Source organism: Microbacterium sp. MYb45 (assembly GCF_002979655.1).
Taxonomy (GTDB): Bacteria; Actinomycetota; Actinomycetes; order Actinomycetales; family Microbacteriaceae; genus Microbacterium.
Window position 1 is genome coordinate 820,837 of sequence record NZ_PCPG01000001.1, and the last position, 21,427, is coordinate 842,263.

Annotated in this window: 20 protein-coding genes and 4 tRNA genes; 11 read left to right on the plus strand and 13 right to left on the minus strand. The window is 67.4% G+C overall.

The window, feature by feature from the left end; genetic code table 11:
• Positions 1-76 precede the first annotated feature (76 nt).
• The 6 genes from CQ034_RS03905 to CQ034_RS03930 all read right to left on the minus strand — a co-directional run bounded on the left by CQ034_RS03905 (position 77) and on the right by CQ034_RS03930 (position 6,660).
• On the minus strand, positions 77-1,111 hold the full coding sequence (locus CQ034_RS03905; protein ID WP_105710349.1) for a zinc-dependent alcohol dehydrogenase: 1,035 nt from the start codon (positions 1,109-1,111) through the stop codon (positions 77-79).
• A 123-nt stretch (positions 1,112-1,234) separates the two neighbouring features.
• Entirely contained in the window at positions 1,235-2,074 is an 840-nt protein-coding gene (locus CQ034_RS03910) for a universal stress protein (protein ID WP_105709992.1), read from the minus strand.
• 56 nt (positions 2,075-2,130) lie between these two features.
• Positions 2,131-3,513, minus strand: a complete 1,383-nt coding sequence (locus tag CQ034_RS03915; protein WP_258134026.1) for an MBL fold metallo-hydrolase — start codon at positions 3,511-3,513, stop codon at positions 2,131-2,133.
• The gene (locus CQ034_RS03920) at positions 3,510-4,091 is read right to left on the minus strand and encodes a flavodoxin domain-containing protein (RefSeq protein WP_258134027.1); all 582 of its coding nucleotides are present in this window, start codon (positions 4,089-4,091) and stop codon (positions 3,510-3,512) included. Before CQ034_RS03920 ends, CQ034_RS03915 begins: the two co-directional genes overlap by 4 nt.
• A 206-nt stretch (positions 4,092-4,297) precedes the next feature.
• Positions 4,298-4,966, minus strand: coding sequence for a response regulator transcription factor (locus CQ034_RS03925; protein ID WP_105710351.1), 669 nt, complete (start codon positions 4,964-4,966; stop codon positions 4,298-4,300).
• Positions 4,963-6,660, minus strand: coding sequence for a GAF domain-containing protein (locus tag CQ034_RS03930; RefSeq protein ID WP_105709994.1), 1,698 nt, complete (start codon positions 6,658-6,660; stop codon positions 4,963-4,965). The genes CQ034_RS03925 and CQ034_RS03930 overlap by 4 nt, the downstream gene beginning before the upstream one ends.
• Positions 6,661-6,787: 127 nt before the next feature.
• On the opposite strand from CQ034_RS03930, the gene CQ034_RS03935 reads away from it, so the two are divergent.
• The 3 genes from CQ034_RS03935 (at position 6,788) to CQ034_RS03945 (ending at position 8,835) form a co-directional block, all read left to right on the plus strand.
• The gene (locus CQ034_RS03935) at positions 6,788-7,546 is read left to right on the plus strand and encodes a universal stress protein (protein WP_105709995.1); all 759 of its coding nucleotides are present in this window, start codon (positions 6,788-6,790) and stop codon (positions 7,544-7,546) included.
• A 64-nt stretch (positions 7,547-7,610) separates the two neighbouring features.
• Positions 7,611-8,075, plus strand: a complete 465-nt coding sequence (locus CQ034_RS03940; RefSeq protein WP_105709996.1) for a universal stress protein — start codon at positions 7,611-7,613, stop codon at positions 8,073-8,075.
• 100 nt (positions 8,076-8,175) lie between these two features.
• On the plus strand, positions 8,176-8,835 hold the full coding sequence (locus CQ034_RS03945; RefSeq protein ID WP_105709997.1) for a response regulator transcription factor: 660 nt from the start codon (positions 8,176-8,178) through the stop codon (positions 8,833-8,835).
• A gap of 5 nt (positions 8,836-8,840) precedes the next feature.
• On the opposite strand, the gene CQ034_RS03950 is transcribed toward CQ034_RS03945, so the two are convergent.
• Both CQ034_RS03950 and CQ034_RS03955 read right to left on the minus strand, forming a co-directional pair.
• Positions 8,841-9,509: a BON domain-containing protein gene (locus tag CQ034_RS03950; RefSeq protein ID WP_105709998.1), complete on the minus strand. Its 669-nt coding sequence runs from the start codon at positions 9,507-9,509 to the stop codon at positions 8,841-8,843.
• Between the two features lie 4 nt (positions 9,510-9,513).
• Positions 9,514-12,000 carry a phosphoketolase gene (locus CQ034_RS03955; RefSeq protein WP_105709999.1) on the minus strand — a complete coding sequence of 829 codons (2,487 nt, stop codon included), beginning with the start codon at positions 11,998-12,000 and terminating at the stop codon, positions 9,514-9,516.
• A 282-nt stretch (positions 12,001-12,282) separates the two neighbouring features.
• Between CQ034_RS03955 and CQ034_RS19520 the strand changes: the two genes are divergently transcribed.
• The gene (locus CQ034_RS19520) at positions 12,283-12,741 is read left to right on the plus strand and encodes a pyridoxamine 5'-phosphate oxidase family protein (protein ID WP_181156201.1); all 459 of its coding nucleotides are present in this window, start codon (positions 12,283-12,285) and stop codon (positions 12,739-12,741) included.
• On the opposite strand, the gene CQ034_RS03965 is transcribed toward CQ034_RS19520, so the two are convergent.
• Positions 12,735-13,400 (minus strand): BON domain-containing protein, encoded by a 666-nt coding sequence (locus CQ034_RS03965; protein WP_105710001.1) that lies wholly within the window; start codon positions 13,398-13,400, stop codon positions 12,735-12,737. The genes CQ034_RS19520 and CQ034_RS03965 overlap by 7 nt on opposite strands.
• Positions 13,401-13,553: 153 nt before the next feature.
• On the opposite strand from CQ034_RS03965, the gene CQ034_RS03970 reads away from it, so the two are divergent.
• From CQ034_RS03970 to CQ034_RS03995, 6 genes are all read left to right on the plus strand, one after another.
• A complete protein-coding gene (locus tag CQ034_RS03970) occupies positions 13,554-14,024 on the plus strand; it encodes a universal stress protein (protein WP_105710002.1) in 471 nt (156 codons plus the stop codon).
• Between the two features lie 72 nt (positions 14,025-14,096).
• Complete coding sequence (locus CQ034_RS03975) at positions 14,097-16,007, plus strand: heavy metal translocating P-type ATPase (protein WP_105710003.1); 1,911 nt, start codon at positions 14,097-14,099, stop codon at positions 16,005-16,007.
• A gap of 162 nt (positions 16,008-16,169) precedes the next feature.
• Positions 16,170-16,775 carry a hypothetical protein gene (locus CQ034_RS03980; protein WP_105710004.1) on the plus strand — a complete coding sequence of 202 codons (606 nt, stop codon included), beginning with the start codon at positions 16,170-16,172 and terminating at the stop codon, positions 16,773-16,775.
• Positions 16,776-16,894: 119 nt separating this feature from the next.
• Positions 16,895-17,512, plus strand: coding sequence for a copper resistance CopC family protein (locus tag CQ034_RS03985; RefSeq protein ID WP_105710005.1), 618 nt, complete (start codon positions 16,895-16,897; stop codon positions 17,510-17,512).
• Positions 17,513-17,523: 11 nt separating this feature from the next.
• The gene (locus CQ034_RS03990) at positions 17,524-18,057 is read left to right on the plus strand and encodes a copper chaperone PCu(A)C (protein WP_105710352.1); all 534 of its coding nucleotides are present in this window, start codon (positions 17,524-17,526) and stop codon (positions 18,055-18,057) included.
• Positions 18,057-19,289 carry a Dyp-type peroxidase gene (locus CQ034_RS03995; protein WP_105710006.1) on the plus strand — a complete coding sequence of 411 codons (1,233 nt, stop codon included), beginning with the start codon at positions 18,057-18,059 and terminating at the stop codon, positions 19,287-19,289. Before CQ034_RS03990 ends, CQ034_RS03995 begins: the two co-directional genes overlap by 1 nt.
• A gap of 223 nt (positions 19,290-19,512) precedes the next feature.
• Here the strand turns inward: CQ034_RS03995 and CQ034_RS04000 are convergent.
• The 3 genes from CQ034_RS04000 to CQ034_RS04010 form a co-directional block, all read right to left on the minus strand.
• A tRNA-Val gene (locus tag CQ034_RS04000) sits at positions 19,513-19,584 on the minus strand.
• Between the two features lie 27 nt (positions 19,585-19,611).
• Positions 19,612-19,682: transfer RNA gene (locus CQ034_RS04005), tRNA-Cys, on the minus strand.
• Positions 19,683-19,736: 54 nt separating this feature from the next.
• Positions 19,737-19,809 (minus strand) — tRNA-Gly (locus CQ034_RS04010).
• A 151-nt stretch (positions 19,810-19,960) separates the two neighbouring features.
• Between CQ034_RS04010 and CQ034_RS04015 the strand changes: the two genes are divergently transcribed.
• Positions 19,961-20,036, plus strand: a tRNA-Val gene (locus CQ034_RS04015).
• A gap of 109 nt (positions 20,037-20,145) precedes the next feature.
• On the opposite strand, the gene CQ034_RS04020 is transcribed toward CQ034_RS04015, so the two are convergent.
• Positions 20,146-21,381, minus strand: coding sequence for a multidrug effflux MFS transporter (locus CQ034_RS04020; RefSeq protein ID WP_105710007.1), 1,236 nt, complete (start codon positions 21,379-21,381; stop codon positions 20,146-20,148).
• Between the last annotated feature and the right edge of the window lie 46 nt (positions 21,382-21,427).

The following is a 21,427-nucleotide window of genomic DNA, read 5'->3' on the forward strand; positions in this document are numbered from 1 at the left end:
AGTCGCCCGCGGTCATCGGCGAGGCGCGCGGATCGTCGGTGCGTGGGCGGGATCGTCGAGCAAGGGCAGCGGCGCCTCAGACGGGCACGATGTCGGCGGTGTGGTACTGGAACACGAGGCGCGCGGGAACCGCACCGGCGAGTACCTCGTCGACGGACGAGTTCACCTGCTGCAGCTCGCGGGCCTCTGTGACGACTCTGGTGCGCCCGGCGGCATGCAGAGCGAACACCTCAGCGAGGTCCTGTCGCGTGCCGACGATCGAACCGATGATGCTGATGCCTTTCAGGACGGTGTCGAAGATCGGAACAGTCAGTTCCCCGCCGGCCGGCAGCGATACGAGGACCAGACGACCCCCGCGATTCAGAGAGGAGAACGCCTGATCGAAGACCGCGGGAGCGACGGCGAGCACCACGACGACGTCAGCTCCACCGAGGCTGCGGATCGCGGTGATCGGGTCGGTGTCGTGGGCGTTGATGACGTGGTCCGCTCCCAGCTCCGTCGCCAGCTCCAGCTTCTCGTCGGTGACGTCGACGGCGATGACCTTCGCACCGACCAGGCGAGCGTATTGGACGGCGAGATGCCCGAGCCCGCCCACGCCGAAGATCACCACGGTCTCCCCCGGCGTGACCCGTGCATTCTTGATGGCGGCATAGGTCGTCACGCCGGCGCATGTGAGCGGCGCGGCGTCCATGGCGGTGATGCCTTCGGGAACGGCGACGGCGAAGCGGGAGTCCGCGAGCATGTATTCGCCGTAGCCGCCATCGACCGCATAGCCGTTGTTGTACTGGCTCTCGCAGAGGTTCTCTCGCCCGTCGACGCAGTACCGACACTCACCGCAGGCGTGACCGAGCCAGGGCATCGCGACACGCTGCCCGACAGCACGGTTGGTGACGCCCGTGCCGAGTTGCTCGACGATTCCGACGCCTTCGTGCCCCGGGATCAGCGGGAGGGTGGGCTTCACCGGCCAGTCTCCTCGCATCGCATGGATATCCGTGTGACATAGTCCGCACGTCTCCAGGCGGACCAGTACCTGTCCCGGACCGGGCTCCGGCACCGGGCGCTCCTCCACCTGCGCCGGCGCACCGAACTCTGTGACGACTGCTGCTCGCATCATTCCTCCTTGACGAAATCGTGGGTGTCTGAAGCCTGAAGCCTGAAGCCTGCGGCGCCTCCCGCACGGACCGAAGGTCCTGCTGCGACGGACCGACGGGCGCAGAGACCGAACTCACGTCGGTCACCGGACGATCACTGTCACTGTGGATGGTCGCGAGACGATCGCCTGGCTGGTCGACCCGAGAAGGAAGCGAGCGATCGCTCCGCGCCCGTGCGAGCCGATGACGGCGAGGCGAGCGTCGCTTGCGAGCCGATTGATGATGACCTCGGCGTAGCCTCGCTCGACGACTCGACGCACTTCCAGCTGCGGGTGGAGTCGGGGAATCGCCGCCAAGGACTCCGCGAGAGCATCCTCCGTCAGCTTCTGCATGCCCCTGAGGTAGTCCGCCGGATAAGCGGACATGTTGAGCGGCAACGGAACCGTCACCCAAGCATTGACGACCGTGAGCGGATCCCCGGTGATCGCCGCTTCGGCCGCGGCGAAGTCGATCAGCTTCCGAGAGATCGAGGAACCGTCGACCCCCACCACTACCCCTCTCCGACCGGAGAGGTCGATGTCCGGCACGACGACCACCGGGCAGTGCGCACCGGCGGCCACTCGGATACCGTGGGGGCCACGCCGTGATTCCGTATCCGATCCCTGGAAGTCACTCCCGATGACCAGAAGATCGAACACCATGGACGCGTCGATCAGCTCCTCCACGGGGTTTCCGCGTGCGACTCTGATGTCCGCCTTCACACCGTGGGCTCGGACCCGCTCTGCTTCGCGCGCGAGCAGTGCGCGCGTCAGTCCGATCGCCTCTGCGACGACGTTCCCTTCGCCCACCGCACCGATCGCGCCCCCCACGACTGAGATCAGTTCGACCCTGCTGAGCCGCTCCTCGGCGCGGCGCGCCGCCCATTCGACAGCCCGCTGGGATGCGCGGCTGTCGACGACTCCGACGAGGATGCTCTCTTCCATGTGCGGTTCCTTTCAGTGGAGGCGCCCCTGCGGGAACGACCGGGGGCCGACCGGGGCTAGATCCGAACTTCTTCACCGTGGTCGGGTACGCGCGCCGGCCACCCGAGCTCGCGCTCGATCCGCAGCCGCAGTGTGTCCGCGGAGGCGGGCTCGCCGTGCGTCACGTACACCGCATCGGGCGCCCGTTCCGCCGCGCGCATCCAGCGGACGATCCCGTCGGCATCGGCATGTGCAGACATCGAATCGATCGAGACGACTTCGGCCCCGACGGCGATGTCCCTGCCGAAAACGCGCAGTGTGCGCTCCCCGGCGAGCAACCGCGCCCCGCGTGTGCCGCCGGCCTGGAAGCCGGTCAGGACGATCGCGTTGCGCTTATCGGGGGCGTAGGCCAGAAGATGGTGCAGGATCCGCCCTCCGGCGAGCATCCCGCTGGCGGAGATGATGATCATCGGGCCCCCGCGCAGATTGAGGAGCTTCGAGTCGTCGACGCTGTGGACCGGAGTCGCAAGGTCGTACAGGCGTTCGACCTCATCCGCGGAGAGACGATGCTCCTCGGGGTGCCGGCGATACACGTCGGCGACGCTGATCGCCATCGGACTGTTCACGTAGATCGGCACGTCGGGGATCTCGCCGCGCTCGCGCAATCGAGAAAGGTGGAGCAGCACGGTCTCGGTGCGGCCGACCGCGAACGCGGGGATGAGGACGACACCGTTGCGACGAACCGTGCGCCGGACGACATCTCCCAACTGCGATTCGGGATCGACCGGGCTGTGCGCTCGGTTTCCGTAGGTCGATTCGGTGACGAGGATGTCCGCACCTTCGAAGGGATGCGGAGGTCGCATGAGTGGATCGTCGCTCCGCCCCAGGTCACCCGTGAAGCACACGAGCCGCTCGCCGACATCGATGTACGCACTCATCGCTCCCAGGATGTGACCGGCCGGATGCAGGACCGCGGTGGTCGCACCGGCGATGTGCGTCTCCTCCCCCTCCGGCACCACGACGAACCGTTCCAGAGCACGCTCTGCATCCTTCACCGTGTACAGCGGTGTCGGATTCTCATGTCGAGACCATCTGTGCTTCGCCGCATGCCGTGCTTCTTCTTCCAGCAGATGTGCGCTGTCGATGAGCATGATCCGGCAGAGGGAGGCCGTGCCTTCGCTTGCATACACAGAGCCTCGGTAGCCCTCTCTGACGAGGGCCGGCAGGTAGCCGGAGTGATCCAGGTGTGCGTGCGTGAGGACGACGGCGTCGATGGTGCGTGGGGGAACGGCGAGCGGAGCGCGGTTGCGCTCTCGGAGCACCTTGTATCCCTGGAACAGCCCGCAATCGACGAGTATCCGTGCGGACGGCGTGCTGAGCATGTAGCGCGACCCCGTCACCGTGTCTGCGGCACCGAGAAACCTCAACGTCGCCGCGCTCATACTCGTGGCCGCGGTCATGGTCGTTGCTGGCCACTCGCGGCGAGCTGTGTCGACAGTACGGCGACTGCGATCGTGGCTCCCCAGGCGTGTGCCCGCTCGAGCTCACCGGGGAGGAGATGGCTGTCCTTGTCGACCAGGAAGCTCTCGGGGCGGACCAGCTCCCGCCTTCCCGTCTTCTGAAGTCGCTTCGCGATCGCGGCCGCTGCCGACCCTGTGAAGATCCTCGGCATGTCGACGCGCGTGTCGAACGCGGCGTATCCGAAGGTCGCCGTGGGGCCGGTCTCGATCCACTCCCGGATCCCCGTCTCCTGGCTGCCGTGCTCGAGCACCAGGTGCTTGCCGGGGTCTCTGGCCCAGATCTCCGCTTCTCGCCGCGAGGCGGGTCTGCTCAACGAATGGGCATGAGTGGGCGCTCCGACCACCAGAACCTGGTGGTGCCCCGCGGGCTTCGCCTGTCGCACGTCGACGAGTCCGGCGGAGAGATGCTCCTGCATGCCGTCGGCGATCGCCTCGGCCACGCGGCGGGTGTTGCCGAAGAACGACTCGAAGACGATCTCCGCGTTCGGGGCACGATTCGGCACGGGTTCCGTCATCATGGTCGTGGTCCCGCCTGCATGAGATCACTGATGTCGATCGGCTGCGTCGGTGGGAGATGAAGGTCAGCTGGTCCGATGGTGAGTGGACGTGACTGCGCGAAGGTCGAGTCGGCCATGATGCTCCTTTGTCGGCGGCGAGGTCCCCCGATACGGGGAGCTTCCCTGGCGCCGGCGGCGCGGCGAGGGTCGAACGTCCCGTGGAACGCTCACGACCGATCGGAGCGATCCCCTGTCGCTCGAGCGGAGAAGCGCTCTGCGGCGCCGTAGACAGCCGCTTGTGTCCGTCGCTGCATGCCGAGTTTCGCGAGCAGCGCCGAGACGTAGTTCTTGACGGTCTTCTCGGCGAGACCGAGATGCTCGCCGATCTGACGGTTCGTCAGCCCTTCCGCTATGAGCCGCAGGATCTGGCGCTCCCGCAGACTCAAGGGCATGTCGGCGGCAGGAGGGGCGGACGCTCGTGACGCGAGCCGGGCACGGACGCGCTCAGCGACTGCGGGGGGCGTCAGATCCTCTCCGTTCGCGACCCGGCGAATCGAGTCGACGAGCGAGGATCCACGAATCGTCTTCAACACATATCCCGAGGCGCCGGCGACCACAGAGGCGGCGCTCGCAGTGTCGTCGTCGAATGCGGTGAGCATGAGGCACCGGATGCCGGGGTGTTCCGATCGGATGCTGCGACAGAGGTCGACCCCGCTCCCGTCCGGGAGCCGTACGTCGAGGACGACGATGTCCGGCACGGTCGCGGCCACGCGCCCGAGAGTTCCGCGGACCGAACCAGATTCTCCGACGACTTCGAGCCCGTGCTCGGCGTCCAGGATCTGCGAGATCCCACGACGGACCACGCTGTGGTCGTCGACGAGGAACACCCGGATCATCGGGCCTCCGTCGAATCCGCCGGCAGCGGTGCCCGCCAATGCACCCGCGTGCCGCCCGTGTCTCGAACCCCGATACTGCACGTGCCGAGGTGAGCACGCGCGCGCATCTCGAGATTCGCCGTGCCGCTGACACGCGCCGGATTCTCGGGTATACCGATCCCGTCATCATCGACATCGACGGTCACATGGGATGCCGTGACGGAGACGCTGACCTCCGATGTCGTGGCCCGCGCGTGACGCGCGATGTTGCTGAGCGACTCGCGCACGACGGCGATGACATCCTCAGCGAGCACGCCTGTGACGAGCAGATCGACGGGTCCGGCGAATACGACCCGCGGCGCACTCTGCAGGATCGGCGTGAACTCGCTCACCACACCCAGCAGACGATGACGGACCGACTCGGCATCCGCAGCCTGGAGGGCGAAGATCGCCGTGCGGAAATCGGAGATGGCCGCATCGATGTCTCCGGCGTGAGCGGAGAGGGTCGCGGCGTGCGCGGGCAGGGCGGCGGCCAGGGCCTGCAAGCCGAGCCCCGTTCCGAAGAGCCGCTGTATGACTTTGTCATGAAGGTCGCGCGCGATGCGCGAACGGTCCTCGATCAGATCCAGCCGCTGACGGTCGGCGCGAGCCTGAGCCAGCGCGACAGCGAGGCCGGCCTGCGCGGCGAACTCGGAGAGCATCGACAGGTCTTCGGGAGAGAACCGCGGTCCTTTCGCGTTACGCACCACGCACAGGACTCCTGCGGGCGCGCCCGCGACCAGAAGGGGCACAGCGATCGTCGCCCCTCCTGAGACATGCGAGTCGAAGGACGGAGACTCGGCCGGGTCGGCATTGGAGACGACGCTTGCCCCGCTCATCGCGCGTGCGATCAAGGAGTCGCCGTCGGGGACATCCGTCCCCTGGATCTTCTCGGCGCCGAGCCCCCGAGCAGTCGTCACCCGGCTGCGCCCGCCACCGGGCCCCGGAGCCACGAACAGCACCAGATCGGCATCGATCACCGCGGCGACCTTCTCTGCGACCACACCGAAGACATCGCCGGAATCCGGGGCGAGCAGGGCCGCGGAGATCTCTGCGAGGGCGCGGCTCAGTCGCTGAAGCCGCTGCGACTCCTCGTAGCGGCGGGCGTTGTCGATCGCGATCCCGGCCGTCGTCGCGAGCGCGAGCACCAGCTCCTCGTCCTCATCGGTGAACTCACCGCCGACGCGATTGGTGAGGTACAGATTCCCGTAGATCTCGCCACGCACCCGGATCGGCACCCCGAGAAAAGTGCGCATCGCCGGGTGATGTGCGGGAAAGCCCACCGATCGCGGATCCGTGCCGAGGTCTTCCAACCGGATCGGATGCTCGCTCTCGATGACCGCGCCCAGAATGCCGCGCCCCTCCGGGAGATGATCCATCATCACGGCGACCTCGTGCGGCATCCCCACGTGGATGAACTGCTCCAGTCGCCCTGCGCGATCGATCACACCGAGCGCACCGTACTGCGCGTCCACCAGGGTCAGAGCCGCTTCGGCGATGTGGCGGAGCACCTGTTCGAGCTCGAGGTCCTCCACGACGATCTGACTCGCGCGCAGCAGGCTGCGCAATCGCCCCTGGGCGGTGAGTACCCGTTGAGCGCGCTCGACCAGCTCACCGATCGTGCTCTCCAGCTCGGAGCGGCGCTGGTCAGGGAACTGAAGAGATTCGTCGTCCATCACCCCCACTTTCCGCGGCAGTTGTTGCTGACACTACTCCCGAACGCGGCGCGCAGGACCTTCGACTCTTCTAACGTGAGGTCCCCCGTCGGACGATGAGTTTCCACCGGAGAGAGGGCGGCACCGAATGCCTGCGCGATATGTCCTGGGGCTCAAACGAAACAGCGCCGAGGAGGCTGCGACCGCGTGGGCGGAATCGCATGCTTCGGCCGCGGGCGTCCCACTCGTCCGAGTGCATGTGTCGTCCAAGAGGGATGCCGTCGCCGCCCGATCCGACCCGCCGACATCGACAGACGTCGTGCTCCCCCCGGGTCCGGTGCCGCAAGCGCTGGCCGGTATCGTGGAGGACGATGACGTTCTCGTGATCGGCACGGGAAAGACGGGATTCATCCACGGCCGCGTGTTCGGCACGATGGCGTTTCGCATCGCTTCGTCGGTGCGGTGCACCGTCGCCGTCATACCGCAGGTCGATCTGCGCTTCCGGTCGGGGATCATCGCCGGGGTCAAAGACGACGACCTGCTCGAGCGCATCGTCCAAGCCGCGTCAGCCGAAGCCGTCCAGAGCGGGGAGCCCTTGCAGATCCTCCACTCGTCCTTCGCCGGGATCGTTCCGGCTCCCGTGGAGACCGCGGGATCCGCGATCGAGCAGGCGGCTTCCCTTGTGAGCCGTCTGGCGCCGCGGGCCATGCGGGGAACACGCGAGACGGCGCGTCCACCCGCGGAAGCACTGCTCGATGCATCGAGGAACGCGGCGCTGATCGTGATCGGCGCAGGCCATGTCCACGACGGGGAACGTTCCGTCGGCCCCGTCGTCCAGGACATCCTGGTGAACATCAACGCGCCGGTCCTCATCGTGCCCGCACGCCCGGCCGACCCCACAGCGTGAATCCGGACGACCGCGCGGGACGTTCGACTCTGTGCCATTCTGCGTGGGCGAGCAGCATGGGCGGATGACACCTGACACCGAACACCTCCCCATCGTCGTCGGGGTCGATGGATCTTCGGCATCCGTCGAAGCGCTGACCTTCGGCGCGCGACTCGCTGCCGCACTCGACACCCCCCTCGTCGCCGTCACGACCTGGACGTATCCCGTGATGGTCGATCCTTTCGACCCGGGCACGGAGTGGTCCCCGAAGAGGGAGGCCGAAACGTGTCTCGCCGACGCCGTGCTCGAAGCCTTCCAAGGGTCGCCACCGGAACGATTGACCCGCACGGTCCTACCGGGCCGGGCCGCGGAGGTGCTGATCGAGCAGAGCGAGCACGCCTCGATGCTCGTCGTCGGCAGTCGAGGCCATGGCGGCTTCGCCGGGCTGCTGCTCGGCTCGGTCAGCGCGGCGTGTGCTGCGCACGCCCACTGTCCGACGCTCGTCATCCACGCCCCCACGCAACGGCCCGTGCCCGCTCCCGCGCCGTGACCCCGCCGATGCTCGCCGTCGGCCGCGCCTGTACTGTGTAATCCACGCGCAGGCGTGCGCGTGGCTCTGTCCCGCTGACCGACAGCGAAGAGAGGGACGAATGCACCGAGTGTTCCTGGTCGACGACCATGAAGTGGTGCGCCGCGGCATCGCGGGAATCCTCGCGCTCGACCCCGAGCTGACGGTGGTCGGGGAAGCCACGACCTACAGCGAGGCTGTCGTCCGGATCGCCGAGACGCTCCCGGACGTCGCTGTCCTGGACGTGCATCTCCCCGACGGCAGTGGAATCGACCTGTGTCGTCAGATCCGCCAATCCCATCCGAGCGTGCGCTGCCTGATCCTGACGGCATTCGACGATGACGACGCGCTCGTCGCTGCTGTCATCGGCGATGCGGCCGGCTACCTGCTGAAGACGCTGCACACCGACGAGCTCGTCCGTTCTGTGCGTGATGTCGCCTCAGGGAGGTCTCTCCTGAATCCTTCGATGGTGCGGCAGGTCGCCCATCGAGTGCGCGATGCCCGCGCCGAGGACCCTCGGTACGGATCGTTGAACCTCCGTGAGAAGCAGACGCTCGCACTGATCGCCGAGGGGCTGACCAACAGCCAGATCGGCGCTCGTCTGGGACTCGCGGAGAAGACCGTGAAGAACTACGTCTCCTCCGTGCTCAGCAAGCTGGGTCTCGAACGCCGCACACAGGCAGCCGTGCTCGAGACGGAGCGGATGGCCCGACTCGGCTCACCGGGGGCGCCGTCCGTGTGACCGCATCAATAGGGATGAACGACGATGCGGTTGTCGACCTCCGTCACGTGCGGCGAGGCCCACGCCGCCTCAGCGGCCTGATTCTTCTCCGCCCATGATCGGACGGTTCCGGTGAGCGTGACGGAAGTGCCGGACACGACGACCTCTATCGTGTGCGCGTCGACCAGTGCGTTGCGCCTGATCGCTCCGCGGATCCGCTCTTCTGCGTCCGCCGCCGAGGGCCGCGCAGTCAGGGTGATCATGCTGTTCACGGTTCGCACGCCGGTCAGGTGCTGTACCGCCCGCTTCGCCGCACGACGCTCGTGGTCCCAGTCCACCTCCCCCATCAGGGTCACGTCGCCGCCGTCGATCACTGCCTTCACGCCGGGAGGAACATCGGCGGCAGCACGGAGCGCGTGCTCCACCTCCTCCGCCACCGCCGTGTCTGTCATGGATTCCTCGAGCGACGATGGGACGCTGAGGCGATCGACGACGGCGTTGACGCCGCGGACACGAAGGGCTGCGTGACGCGCCGCGAGGCGCTCGGAATAGCTGTCGACCTCACCGGAGAGTGCGACGGTGCCGTCTTCGACCGCGACACCGATCCCGGCGTCATCGACATCGGGGGTCCATTCCAGCTCGAGTTGGACGGCTCGTTGCAGGTCGCCGTCGTCGGTGTGCGTGGTAGATGTCATGGTGCTACTCCTTCTGGTCGAGGTGCTCATCGTTCAGGGACGGTCCTGCGCTCGCGCGGTGGTCGCCCCGCCGGGAGTGCGCGCGGCTCCAGGTCCACCCCGCGATCTCGGGCGCATCCTCACCGTGCGCACGCGTGTACGCTCGCGCACGGAGGCGCGCATCCTGCATCTCCTGCCGCAGCCCCGCTTGTGCGGATGCGAGGCCCGGCACCCGATCGATGACATCGATGACGAGGTGGAATCGGTCGATGTCGTTCATCATGACCATGTCGAACGGGGTCGTCGTGGTGCCTTCCTCGATGTACCCGCGCACGTGGAGGTTGTCGTGTCCGTGTCGCCGGTAAGTGAGGCGATGGATCAGCCACGGATAGCCGTGGTACGCGAAGATCACCGGCCTGTCCTCGGTGAAGACGGCGTCGTACTCGCGGTCGCTGAGGCCATGCGGATGCTCCCCCTCGCTCTGGAGCCTCATCAAGTCGACGACGTTCACGACGCGCACCTTCAGCCGGGGCATGTGCTCGTGAATGAGGGCTGCCGCCGCGAGGACTTCCAACGTCGGAACGTCGCCCGCAGCGGCGAGGACGACATCCGGCTCCTCACCTGCGCGCTCGCTCCCCGCCCATTCGAGAATCCCCAGGCCCCGGGTGCAGTGTTCGACGGCCTCTCGCATCGTCAACCAGTTCGGAGCCGGTTGCTTCCCCGCCACGACGACGTTGATGTAGTCCACGGAACGCAGACAATGGTCGTAGGTCGACAGCAGAGTGTTCGCATCGAACGGGAGGTAGACGCGCACCACGTCGGCCTTCTTGTTCACGACGTGGTCGATGAAACCCGGGTCCTGGTGCGACAACCCGTTGTGATCCTGACGCCAGACGTGGGAGCTGAGAAGGTAGTTCAGTGAGGCGATGGGACGCCGCCAAGCGATGCCTCGAGAGGTCTTCAACCACTTGGCGTGTTGATTGAACATCGAGTCCACGATGTGCACGAACGCCTCATAGGAGTTGAAGACCCCGTGGCGTCCGGTCAGAAGATAGCCTTCCAGCCACCCCTGGCATTGGTGCTCGCTGAGCATCTCGACGACTCGTCCGGTCCTGGCGAGGTGGTTGTCCTCATCGATCGGCCATACCGCGGCGTTCCATTGTTTGTCCGTGACCTCGAAGACGGCATCGAGACGGTTGGATGCGGTTTCGTCGGGGCCGAAGATGCGGAAGTCCTTCGGATTCGCCGCGATCACATCCCGCAACCAGGTTCCGAGCACGCGAGTCGCCTCGCTGACGGACCCTCCCGGAGACGGGACGTCGACGGCATAGTCGCGGAAGTCGGGGAGCACCAGATCCTTCCGCAGCAGTCCGCCGTTCGCCACGGGGTTGGCGCTCATCCGGGCATCGCCCTCCGGCGCGAGCGCGGTCACCGAGTCCCGCACTCCACCGTCATCATCGAACAGCTCCTCCGGCCGGTATGACCGCATCCAATGCTCGAGCAGCCGCGTGTGCGCTTCGGTGTCGCGAGCGTCGCGGAGCGGCACCTGGTGCGAACGCCAGTTGTCCTCTGCCGGGTGGCCATCGATCTCCTTCGGGCAGGTCCACCCTTTCGGCGTACGCAGGATGATCATCGGCCATGCCGGACGCGTGCGGAGCGCACCTGACGCCGCATCAGCTTTGATCTGCGCGATCTGGTTGAGCACCTCATCCAGGGTGTGTGCGAATCGCCGGTGAACCTCGATCGGGTCCTCGCCGTCGAAACCTCCGGAGACGAGGTGAGGAGTATGCCCGTAGCCCCGCATGAGCTGGAGCAGCTCTTCCTCGGGGATGCGCGCGAGCACCGTCGGATTCGCGATCTTGTAGCCGTTCAGGTGCAGGATCGGCAGTACCACTCCGTCGTGCAGAGGATCGAGGAACTTGTTCGAGTGCCACCCGGTTGCCAGCGGTCCGGTCTCGGCTTCGCCGTCCCCGACGACCGCGGCGACGAGAAGATCCGGGTTGTCGAACGCTGCGCCGTACGCGTGGGAGAGGGAATAGCCGAGCTCGCCGCCCTCGTGGATCGACCCCGGTGTCTGCGGAGCCACATGGCTGGGTATCCCTCCGGGGAACGAGAACTGCCGGAACAGTTCTCGGACGCCGTCCTCGGTGCGTTCGATCGCGTCGTACACCTCGCTGTACGTGCCGTCGAGATAGGCGTTGGCGACCATACCGGGACCACCATGCCCGGGTCCCGCGACGAAGAGGACGTCGAGCGACCGCTCCCGGATCACGCGGTTTAAGTGGGCGTACATGAAGTTCAGGCCAGGGGTGGTCCCCCAGTGCCCCAGAAGACGGGGCTTGATGTGATCACGCGTGAGTGGCTCGCGCAGCAGAGGGTTGTCCAGCAGGTAGATCTGCCCGACCGAGAGATAGTTCGCCGCACGCCACCAGGCATTCACCGTCTCGAGCTTCGCGTGTGACAGTTCCCGCACCTCGGTGCTCGGCCAGCTCGTCGTCCCGGGCGATATCATCGCGCTTCCTTTCGGGGAGGGGTTCTCGTCATGAGCCGACCTCACACCCGTGTGCGTGACATCTCAGTGCCGAAGGTCCTCCCGGGTCAGGAGAGGGGTCGCCGTAGCCTCACCTCGGTCGGAGGGGCGGTGGGACCTTCGACTCTGATCGTGGAGTCGTCGGCGCGCGCACGATGTCACCATGTCCGCATCGAGGAACCCGCGAGTCCACGGAAGCGTGGCCTCTCCAGGTTCGCGACGGAACCCGGATCAGAGGCGACACACATCTGGAGGTGGCTCACCATGGAGGAGATCGAGCGTCCACCGACGCGAATGCTGACGCAGGACGAATGCTGGGAACGCCTGGCCGGGGCTCCCTACGGTCGTATCGCTGCCGCAGCGGCGGGGCAGGTGGACATCTTCCCCGTCAACCACCGGGTCGACGGACACGTCATCGTCTTCAGGACCTCGGCGGGGACGAAGCTCCTGGAGCTGACGATCCACAGCGGCATCGCCTTCGAGGTCGACGGTTTCGATGCCGAGGAAGCGTTCAGCGTGGTCGTGAAAGGTTCCGCGGAGGAGTTCGACCGAGACGGCGATGTGCTCGCCGCTGAGCGCCTCGGAGTCCGTCCCTGGGCGCCCGAGGAGAAGGATCGCTGGGTGCGCATCCTGCCCGACTCCGTCGACGGCCGAGCGTTCACCCTCGCAACCTCGGAATCCTCTCCCGGCGCGGCCGGAAAGACAGCACGACTCCCTCAGTAGCCACCGACTTCGATCTGGTCGTCCACATCCGTCACGTGCGGGGAGGCCCAAGCCGCGTTCGTCGCCTGGCGACGCTCCGCCCACGACCTCACCGTTCCCGTCAACGTGACCGTGCTGCCGTCGACCGTCACGTGAATCCTCTCGGCATCGAGTTGCGCGTTCCGCGTGAGCGCATTCGAGATGCGCTCTTCGGTGTCCTCAGCGGAAGGGCGCTCCCGGAGCGTGATCATGCTGTTCACCGTGAACACACCGCGCAGATATTGCACCGCGCGCTTCGCAGCGACGCGCTGGAAATCCCAGTCGACCTCTCCGAGGAGGGTGACATCGTGCCCGCTGATCTCCGCCTTCACCGTATCCGGGACGTTCGACGACGACGCCAACGCCCGCTCGACTTCTTTCGCGATGTCGGTCTCGGTCACCGGCAACGCCGACCGCGGGTGCACCGTCAGGTCGTCGACGATCGCGCGCACGCCACGGACCCGGAGCGCTGCCTTCTTCGCTGCCAAGCGTTCCGCATAGCTTCCGACCTCGCCCGACAGCGTCACAGTCCCCGCTGCCACGGCGACACCGATGCCGGCGGCGTCCACGTCCGGTGTCCATTCGAGTTCATCGCTCACGAGGAGCTTCAGGTCCATATCTCTGTCTGTCTCAAGGGCCATGGCCTTTCCTTCCGTTCGGTGTGTAGTCGCTGCACACCGTCAGGGTCTTCCCCCGGATCGATGGAGAGCAGAGTCGTTGGTCCCACGGCCCAGCGCTCCCTCGATATGACCTTCGTCCCGAGGGCGACGGTCCGTACAAGCGATCGTGGCCGTATGGAGAACACACAGACCGACCGGATCGTCGTCGGCGTCGATGGATCCGTCTCGTCCATCGACGCATTGCGCTACGCCGCGCGCATCGCCGCAGCGCTGCACACACCGTTGGAGGCCGTGACGACGTGGACCGCACCGCCCATCGATCCCTATCTGGCCATCGAATGGTCGCCGGAGAACGACGCCGAAGAGGTCCTCGACGAGAGCATCCGCGAAGCGTTCGGAGAGAGCCCGCCTGACGGCTTGATGCGTCGGACGCTGCTCGGTTCTGCGGCGCGCACCCTCATCGGACTGAGCGAGAACTGCAGCATGCTCGTTCTCGGCAGCCGCGGGCACGGCGGGTTCGTCGGAATGCTCCTGGGATCCGTCAGCGCCGCCTGCGCGGAACATGCGCACTGTCCCGTTCTCATCGTCCATGCACGCCAGGGCATCACGCCCACGGACGCCCGCCGCAACTCGGCCGACGTCTGACGCGTCTCGCGCTGCATCCGCGAGTCGTTCCGCCGCGGTGGACGTGCGCACCGATACGCGGGAAGCTGGGGCATGAGGTTTCTCCGCGTGCTCTGGCGATATCCGGCGATCACGACGACCGTCCTCGTGTTCGTGAGCGTGCTGGTCCTCAACGCGGTCGATGCCCCGGCCCTCGGACGTTGGGTCGCCACCGGTTACGTGGCGGTGTTCGTCGTCTGGACCCTCGTCGGAATGGTGCGCGACGTACTCCGCGGCCATGTCGGCCTCGACATCCTGGCGGTGGTCGCGATGGTGGCGACGCTGGCCGTCGGCGAGTACATCGCCTCGCTCATCATCGTGCTCATGCTCTCCGGCGGAGAGGCCCTCGAGGACTTCGCCGGCCGTCGAGCGAAGCGTGACCTCTCGGCTCTGCTGGATCGGTCTCCGCGCATCGCACACGTGCTCGTGCACGCGGAGTCCGCGGAGTCGGATGAGGTCAGGGATGTGCCCGTCGACGAGGTCGCCGTCGGCGCCATACTCCTCGTGCGCCCGTCCGAGATCGTCCCGGTCGACGGCGAGCTCCTCACGTCATCAGGCACGTTCGATGAGTCTTCGTTGACCGGTGAGAGCATGCCCGTGTCACGTGAATCCGGAGACGAGGTGCTGTCCGGGTCCATCAACGGAAGCCGTGCCGTGCGGATCCGGGCCGTCCGCAGCAGCGCGGACAGCCAGTATCAGCAGATCGTGGCGCTCGTGCACGCCGCGGAAGACTCCCACGCGCCGGTGGTCCGCCTGGCCGACCGCTTCGCGATTCCATTCACCGCGGTGTCACTCGTCCTGGCAGGGACGGCCTGGGCCGTATCGGGCGAGGCATCCCGATTCGCCGAAGTCCTCGTGCTCGCGACTCCCTGCCCGCTCCTGATCGCTGCCCCGGTCGCGTTCCTCGGCGGCCTCTCGCGTGCGGCGAAGACAGGCGTGATCATGAAGGGAGGGGCCGTCATCGAGCTGATCGCCCGTGTGCGGTCGGCCGCGTTCGACAAGACGGGCACGCTCACTCAGGGCCGACCGGAGCTCGTCGACGTCCGGCCCGCGAACGGCTTCGGCGCGAATGAGGTCCTGCAGCTCGCCGCCTCGGCGGAACAGTACTCGACGCACGTGCTCGCCGAGGGGATCCGCCGCGCAGCAGAGGCGCGCGGAATCACGCTCCTCGGCGCCGCCGAAGCTCGCGAGGAGGCCACGAACGGTGTCGTCGCCGAGATCGACGGAAGAGACGTGGTGGTGGGCAAGCCCGCTTACGTGGCGGCTCTCGCGCCCGACACTGCGCGGGCGACGCTCGAGCTGAGCCAGGCCGCAGCATACGTCGCGGTCGACGGTCGCTTCGCCGGGGTGCTCGTCCTCGCCGACCATCCGCGGCCCGAAGCAGCGGCTGTCATCGCGTGGCTGCGCACACACGAGGTGGATCGCATCGTCATGCTCACGGGCGATGTCGGCCCGACGGCGGAGTCGGTGGCTCATCAGGTGGGCATCTCCGAGGTCCACGCTGAACTGCTGCCGCCCGAGAAGGTCGCTCTCGCCGCTGAGCTGCAACCGCGCCCGGTCATGATGGTCGGCGACGGCGTCAACGACGCACCCGTCCTGGCCGCCGCGGACATCGGCGTCGCCATGGGAGCCAAGGGCGCGACGGCAGCTGGCGATGCCGCCGACGTCGTGATCCTCGTCGATTCGCTGGCGAAGCTCGTCGACGCCGTCTCGATCGGTCGTCACACGCTGCGGGTCGCTCTCACCGCGATCTGGATCGGCATCGGGTTGAGCATCGGACTCATGATCGTCGCGATGACCGGGCTCATCCCCGCTGTCGTCGGGGCGCTCGTCCAGGAACTCGTCGACCTCGCGACCATCCTGTACGCGCTCCGCGCGCTGGGCGGCCCCAGGACAGTGCTCCCGGCCGCCTCCGTCTCCCCCGCACGGGCGCCGAACAGCGCGACGATTCACCTCAACGGATGACGTGAGACGCGGACTCCCGGCTCACTGGTCGAACGCGAATCCTGCCCATTCTTCGGTGGGTGGGGGCACAGTCCAGGAGACGCGGTGACAGCACCGTGGCGATTCCAGGACGATCGGTCGAAGCCGCCGGTGACGTCGCGGAGGTCATGCCAGACTGGAACCGTGACCGAGTCCAGGAAGCCAGCCGTCGTCCGCGGCTTCGCTGCCTCGTCACTCGCGATCTTCATCGCACTGGCCGGTCACGTCTCCGGCGGAGGGCAGATGCCCGGTGCCGTCGGTATCCTCGTCCCCTGGGTCTTCTCGTTCATGATCAGCGTGCTGCTCGCGGGCCGCTCGTTGTCGCTGATCCGCCTCGGCATCTCCGTCGCCGCGAGTCAGTTCCTGTTCCATGTGCTCTTCGTCCTCGGCACGGTCACCCCGTCCGGCGTCTCGACGCCGCACGTGCACGGCACACCCCTCGTGCTGCCGGCGGTGAACGGCATCCCCGAAGTCGCCACCGCTGACGCCTCGATGTGGCTCGGGCACGCGCTCGCCGGTCTGCTGACCGTGGCCGCGCTGTACCGCGGCGAACGCCTGCTGCTCGCGCTGCGCGACCTCGCGGTCCAGCTGGTGCGGTGGGTACGACGTCGTGCCGATCAGTTGCTGACTCTTCCGGCTCTTCGCGTCGCCCACCGACTCCACGGCCGGTTCGATGTCGCGCACGCATCCGATCTGGTTCTCCTCGCGACTCTGCGCGGCCGAGCCCCACCTCTCACCGCGGCGATCTGATCCGCATCCTCGGCCGGTCCCGGCCGAGTGTTGTGTCCCGCCGCGCGCATTCGATGCGCGCGGGCTCTGAACGCATGCACGCTCGTCGCTCCGGCGACGTCCGATGAGAGGCCATTCCCATGTCCCCTGTCCGCAGGATCGCGGCCGGGCTGGCGTTGGCGACGATCGCGACCCTCGCGATCGCGACGCCCGCGTCCGCCCACGACCAGCTGATCTCCAGCACACCCGCTGCCGACGAACGATTGACGACCCCGCCGGAGGACATCACGATGACGTTCTCGGGCGAGCTCCTCGTGCTCGATGAGTCTCTGACCGGGGCCGTCGTCCTGGTCGTCGATGCTTCGGGCGAGGACTGGGTCGCCGGCGACGTCACAGTGGCCGGACGCACGGTCACCGCGTCGCTCGCACCCGGGCTGCCGACCGGCGGCTACCAGGTGCGTTGGCAGGTCGTCTCGGAAGACGGTCACCCCATCGCGGGGGTCATCCCCTTCACCGTGGGAGACGCCGATCCGATGGCACAGACATCAGACACCGGCGATGCGACGGCCGCGACCGCGGACGCGTCGGAGCAGACGGATCAGAACGCAGAATCGGGCGGCGCGCTCAGAGTGCTGCTCATCGGCGCGGGCGGGGCGGCCACAGCGGTCCTGATCCTCGTGCTCATTCGATTCCTCCGCCGTCCTCGGACGGCAGCCGCACCGCCGGAGACCGGCGGCCGTGCGGCAGATGACCTGTGAAAGGCACCATTGTGAACACCACCAGAAACCTCCCCCGTCTCGCGGCCGTGATCGCGGTCTCGCTCCTCGCTCTGACCGGGTGCACTCCGGAGGCGGCACCGGTCGAGACCGAGAGCCGCCCCGCCGGTGACGTCGTCAGGATCGAAGACGCCTGGGTGAAGTCCGCCGACGAAGGCATGTCCGCCGCGTTCGGGACCCTCGTCAACACGGGCGACCACGATGCGACCGTGGTTTCCGTCACCTCTGCGGCCTCGACCATGCTCGAGTTGCACGAGACGGTCGAGAACGACGCCGGCGAGATGGTGATGCGCGAGATCGACGGCGGATTCGTGATCCCCGCCGGCGGGCAGCTCGCGCTGGAGCCGGGGGCGAACCACATCATGATGATGGACCTGACCGGCCCGCTCGCCGCGGGAACCGATATCTCCTTCACCCTCACGTTCGATGACGACTCCACCTACGAGTTCACCGCCCCCGTGAAGGACTACTCGGGCGCGAACGAGAACTACGAGGGCGGCGACGAGCACGACGGTATGGATCACTGATGACGGCGCCCGTTGAGGGCGCCCGCTCCCCCCGCACCGGGTCGACCCGGCGGCAGTTCCTCCTCGGAGGAGCTGTCGCCGGTGTCGGCGCGGTCGCGGCCGTCGGAGCGGACCTCGCCCTGAATCGACCGGACGCCACGCCGGAACCCGCATCCGTGCCGATGAACGGAGACGAGACCGTGCCGTTCTTCGGCGCCCATCAGGCCGGTATCGACACCGCTGCCCAGGCCCACGGCGTCTTCGTCGGCCTGGACCTCCACGACGATGTCGACCGAGATGCCCTCGCCCGACTCATGCGACTCCTGACCGACGACGCGGCGCGCCTCACGCAAGGGCTCCCCGCCCTCGCCGACTCCGAGCCGGAACTCGCCTCGTCGCCGGCGCGCCTCACGATCACGTTCGGCGTCGGCCCGGGCTTCGTCGGGCGAGCGGGAGGTTCGACCCCCGCATGGCTCGCGCCCCTCCCCGCGTTCGGTGTGGATCGGCTGCGCCCGGAGTTCTCGGACGGCGACATCCTGCTGCAGATCGCCGGCGACGATCCCCTGACGGTGGCGCACGCCACGCGAATGCTGCTGAAGGACGCGCGCGGCTTCGCGAGCATCCGCTGGACCCAGCAGGGATTCCGTCGCGCCTATGGGACGGAGCGGCCCGGAACGACCATGCGCAATCTGTTCGGACAGGTGGACGGGACCACCAACCCGCAGCCCGGCACCGAGGACTTCGATCGCGTCGTGTGGATCGACGAGGGAGTGCTCGCCGGCGGCACCGGGATGGTGATCCGCAGAATCCGGATGGGCCTCGACAAGTGGGACCGCCTCGACCGGAGCGGACGCGATGCTTCGGTGGGCAGAACACTCGCCAACGGCGCCCCCCTCACAGGTCGCGAGGAGTTCGACGAACCAGATTTCGAGGCGAAGACCGCGATCGGCTTCCCGGTCATCCCGCAGTTCGCGCACATCCGGCGCGCCCGCGGCGAAGGGGCCGAGCGCATCTTCCGACGCGCGTACAACTACGACGAGCGGCCGGCCGGTGCGGAGGTCTCGGAATCCGGGCTGCTGTTCGTCTCGTTCCAGGCCGACATCGAACGGCAGTTCATCCCGATGCAGCAGCGCCTCGACGAACTCGACCTCCTCAACGAATGGACGACCCCGATCGGGTCCGCCGTGTTCGCGATCCCGCCCGGCTGCACGGAGGGCGGGTTCATCGGGGACACGCTTTTGAGGGGACGATGATCCGGGCGTGAACGGTGCGGACGCCTGGTTCCGGAGACCGAGTCGCCGGGATCAGGTGTCCGCCGGTACGCCCGTAGGGAGCGTGCACACCCGTCGGGAGAAGCGCCGTGCTACGGCCGCCGCCCAGGGAATCCGTCCGACAGGTGAACCGATCCGTCGAGGGCACGCCCGGGCAGCAGCTCCCGGGCACGAAAAAACCCCCGGAAGACCGGGGGTTTGTCTGTGCGCGATACTGGGATCGAACCAGTGACCTCTTCCGTGTCAGGGAAGCGCGCTACCGCTGCGCCAATCGCGCCCGTTGGGGCTATTCAGTTTTACCGTGAGGTGGCGACGGGATTCGAACCCGTGTAAACGGCTTTGCAGGCCGGTGCCTAGCCGCTCGGCCACGCCACCGTGTGGATTGACCCCACGTGCGAAGAGTCTTCCGAAGAAGACCCTCTGCACTCGAGCGGATGACGAGACTCGAACTCGCGACCCCAACCTTGGCAAGGTTGTGCGCTACCAACTGCGCTACATCCGCATTTCGTTCCCGGTTGTCCCGGGCACTCATGAAACATTAGCCGAAGATTCCCCCTCCGCCAAACCCGCAGCGAATCTCGCGCGTGTCTCACAGAGTGGTCCGTACGGCCTCTGAGCGTCGGGTAGTATCGGTTGACGTACCCCACGGGTATGGGCGATTGGCGCAGTTGGTAGCGCGCTTCCTTCACACGGAAGAGGTCATCGGTTCGAGTCCGGTATCGCCCACCAGAGAAGCCCCGCACACCTCCCGGTGTGCGGGGCTTCCGACATTCACAGCCCGGCGTCCCGCTTCCACTCCCCTCCCCGGACGCGGCCTCGCTGATGATCGCAGCGCGGATCAGTGCCTCGCCGCGAGCTCGCTCCCGGATGCAGGCAGAACAGCCGCGCGGCGAGCCCGCGCGAGCATGAGGTACGACAGGCCGGCCAGCGCCGCCGAGACCGTCGTCACGATCCCGAGCGGCAGAATGCTCGACGCACCCGCGATGCCGACGAACGGTGCCGCGATGCCGCCGAACCCGAATCGCGCCACGCCCAGGAGCGACGAGGCCGTCCCCGCCGACTGCGGATACTCGCTGAGCGCGATGGTGGTCGCGGGCGGCGAGGCGATGGCCACTCCGCCGGCGAGTGTGAACAGCGCGGCGAGCACGGCCCACATCGGCAGCGGCGTCAGACCTGCCAGCAGCAGCCCGAGCGCGCCGGCCGCCGTGACGACGACTCCGACCGCGAGAGTGCCCCTCACGCTCCACCGTTCCGCCGCGCGACCGGCGAGGTAGCCGCACACCATGAACCCGGCGGAGTTCGCACCGAAGGCCGCGGCATACCCCTGCGGTGTGAGCCCGTAGACGTCCTGCAGTACGAACGTCGCACCGGCGAGGTAGGCGAACAGGGCCGCATAGAGGAAGCCCTGATTCAGGACGACTCCCAGGAAGACCCGGTCGCTCAGCAGAGTACGGAAGTCGTGCAGCGCGTTGCGGAGGCCCCCTGAGCTGCGCTGCTCGACCGGCAGTGTCTCTCCGAAGAGGAGCACCGTCGCTGCCAGGATCGCGACGCCGGCGATGTCGAGGAAGACGAACAGGCCCCGCCAATCGGTGAAAGCCGTGAGCACGCCACCGAGCAGTGGCCCGATGATCGCCGCCAACCCGCCGACGACCGTGAGGCGCCCGTAGAAGCGGATCAGCTGACCACCCGCGTACACGTCGCGTCCCGCGGCATTGGCGATGACGATGCCGACGCCGCCGGCAAGCCCTTGGACCAGGCGAGCGACGATCAGGAACTCGACCGTCGGGCTGAACGCACAGAGGAGCGATGTCACCGCGTACGCGACGATGCCGACCAGCAGGACGCGACGCCGCCCGAGCCGGTCCGACAGCGGTCCCGCCGTCAGCTGTCCGACCGCGAGTCCGATGAGGCACGCCGTGACCGTGAGCTGCGCGACGGAAGTCGCCGAGCCGAGGTCGCGAGTGAGCGCAGGAAGAGCCGGGAGGTAGAGGTCCATCGAGATCGGACCGAACACGGTCAGGACCAGAAGCAGTGCGGGCAGGAGCCGCCGAGAGAGCGCGACTGGTGGTGTCATGGATTCCAGCGTCCACCGGTCCCCCGAAGGGCGGGAGTCCCGGACG

Bases quoted from the DNA above. Each gene is read 5' to 3' on its own strand.
- CQ034_RS03970 (WP_105710002.1), top strand. From the start codon at position 13,554: ATGGAGAACACACAGACCGACCGGATCGTCGTCGGCGTCGATGGATCC.
- CQ034_RS19520 (WP_181156201.1), top strand. From the start codon at position 12,283: ATGGAGGAGATCGAGCGTCCACCGACGCGAATGCTGACGCAGGACGAA.
- CQ034_RS03920 (WP_258134027.1), bottom strand. From the start codon at position 4,091: ATGATGACGGAACCCGTGCCGAATCGTGCCCCGAACGCGGAGATCGTC.
- CQ034_RS03995 (WP_105710006.1), top strand. From the start codon at position 18,057: ATGACGGCGCCCGTTGAGGGCGCCCGCTCCCCCCGCACCGGGTCGACC.
- CQ034_RS03925 (WP_105710351.1), bottom strand. From the start codon at position 4,966: ATGATCCGGGTGTTCCTCGTCGACGACCACAGCGTGGTCCGTCGTGGG.
- CQ034_RS03965 (WP_105710001.1), bottom strand. From the start codon at position 13,400: ATGGCCCTTGAGACAGACAGAGATATGGACCTGAAGCTCCTCGTGAGC.
- CQ034_RS03930 (WP_105709994.1), bottom strand. From the start codon at position 6,660: ATGGACGACGAATCTCTTCAGTTCCCTGACCAGCGCCGCTCCGAGCTG.
- CQ034_RS03940 (WP_105709996.1), top strand. From the start codon at position 7,611: ATGACACCTGACACCGAACACCTCCCCATCGTCGTCGGGGTCGATGGA.
- CQ034_RS03905 (WP_105710349.1), bottom strand. From the start codon at position 1,111: ATGCGAGCAGCAGTCGTCACAGAGTTCGGTGCGCCGGCGCAGGTGGAG.
- CQ034_RS03950 (WP_105709998.1), bottom strand. From the start codon at position 9,509: ATGACATCTACCACGCACACCGACGACGGCGACCTGCAACGAGCCGTC.
- CQ034_RS03985 (WP_105710005.1), top strand. From the start codon at position 16,895: ATGTCCCCTGTCCGCAGGATCGCGGCCGGGCTGGCGTTGGCGACGATC.
- CQ034_RS03975 (WP_105710003.1), top strand. From the start codon at position 14,097: ATGAGGTTTCTCCGCGTGCTCTGGCGATATCCGGCGATCACGACGACC.
- CQ034_RS03915 (WP_258134026.1), bottom strand. From the start codon at position 3,513: ATGACCGCGGCCACGAGTATGAGCGCGGCGACGTTGAGGTTTCTCGGT.
- CQ034_RS04020 (WP_105710007.1), bottom strand. From the start codon at position 21,381: ATGACACCACCAGTCGCGCTCTCTCGGCGGCTCCTGCCCGCACTGCTT.
- CQ034_RS03955 (WP_105709999.1), bottom strand. From the start codon at position 12,000: ATGATATCGCCCGGGACGACGAGCTGGCCGAGCACCGAGGTGCGGGAA.
- CQ034_RS03910 (WP_105709992.1), bottom strand. From the start codon at position 2,074: ATGGAAGAGAGCATCCTCGTCGGAGTCGTCGACAGCCGCGCATCCCAG.
- CQ034_RS03935 (WP_105709995.1), top strand. From the start codon at position 6,788: ATGCCTGCGCGATATGTCCTGGGGCTCAAACGAAACAGCGCCGAGGAG.
- CQ034_RS03945 (WP_105709997.1), top strand. From the start codon at position 8,176: ATGCACCGAGTGTTCCTGGTCGACGACCATGAAGTGGTGCGCCGCGGC.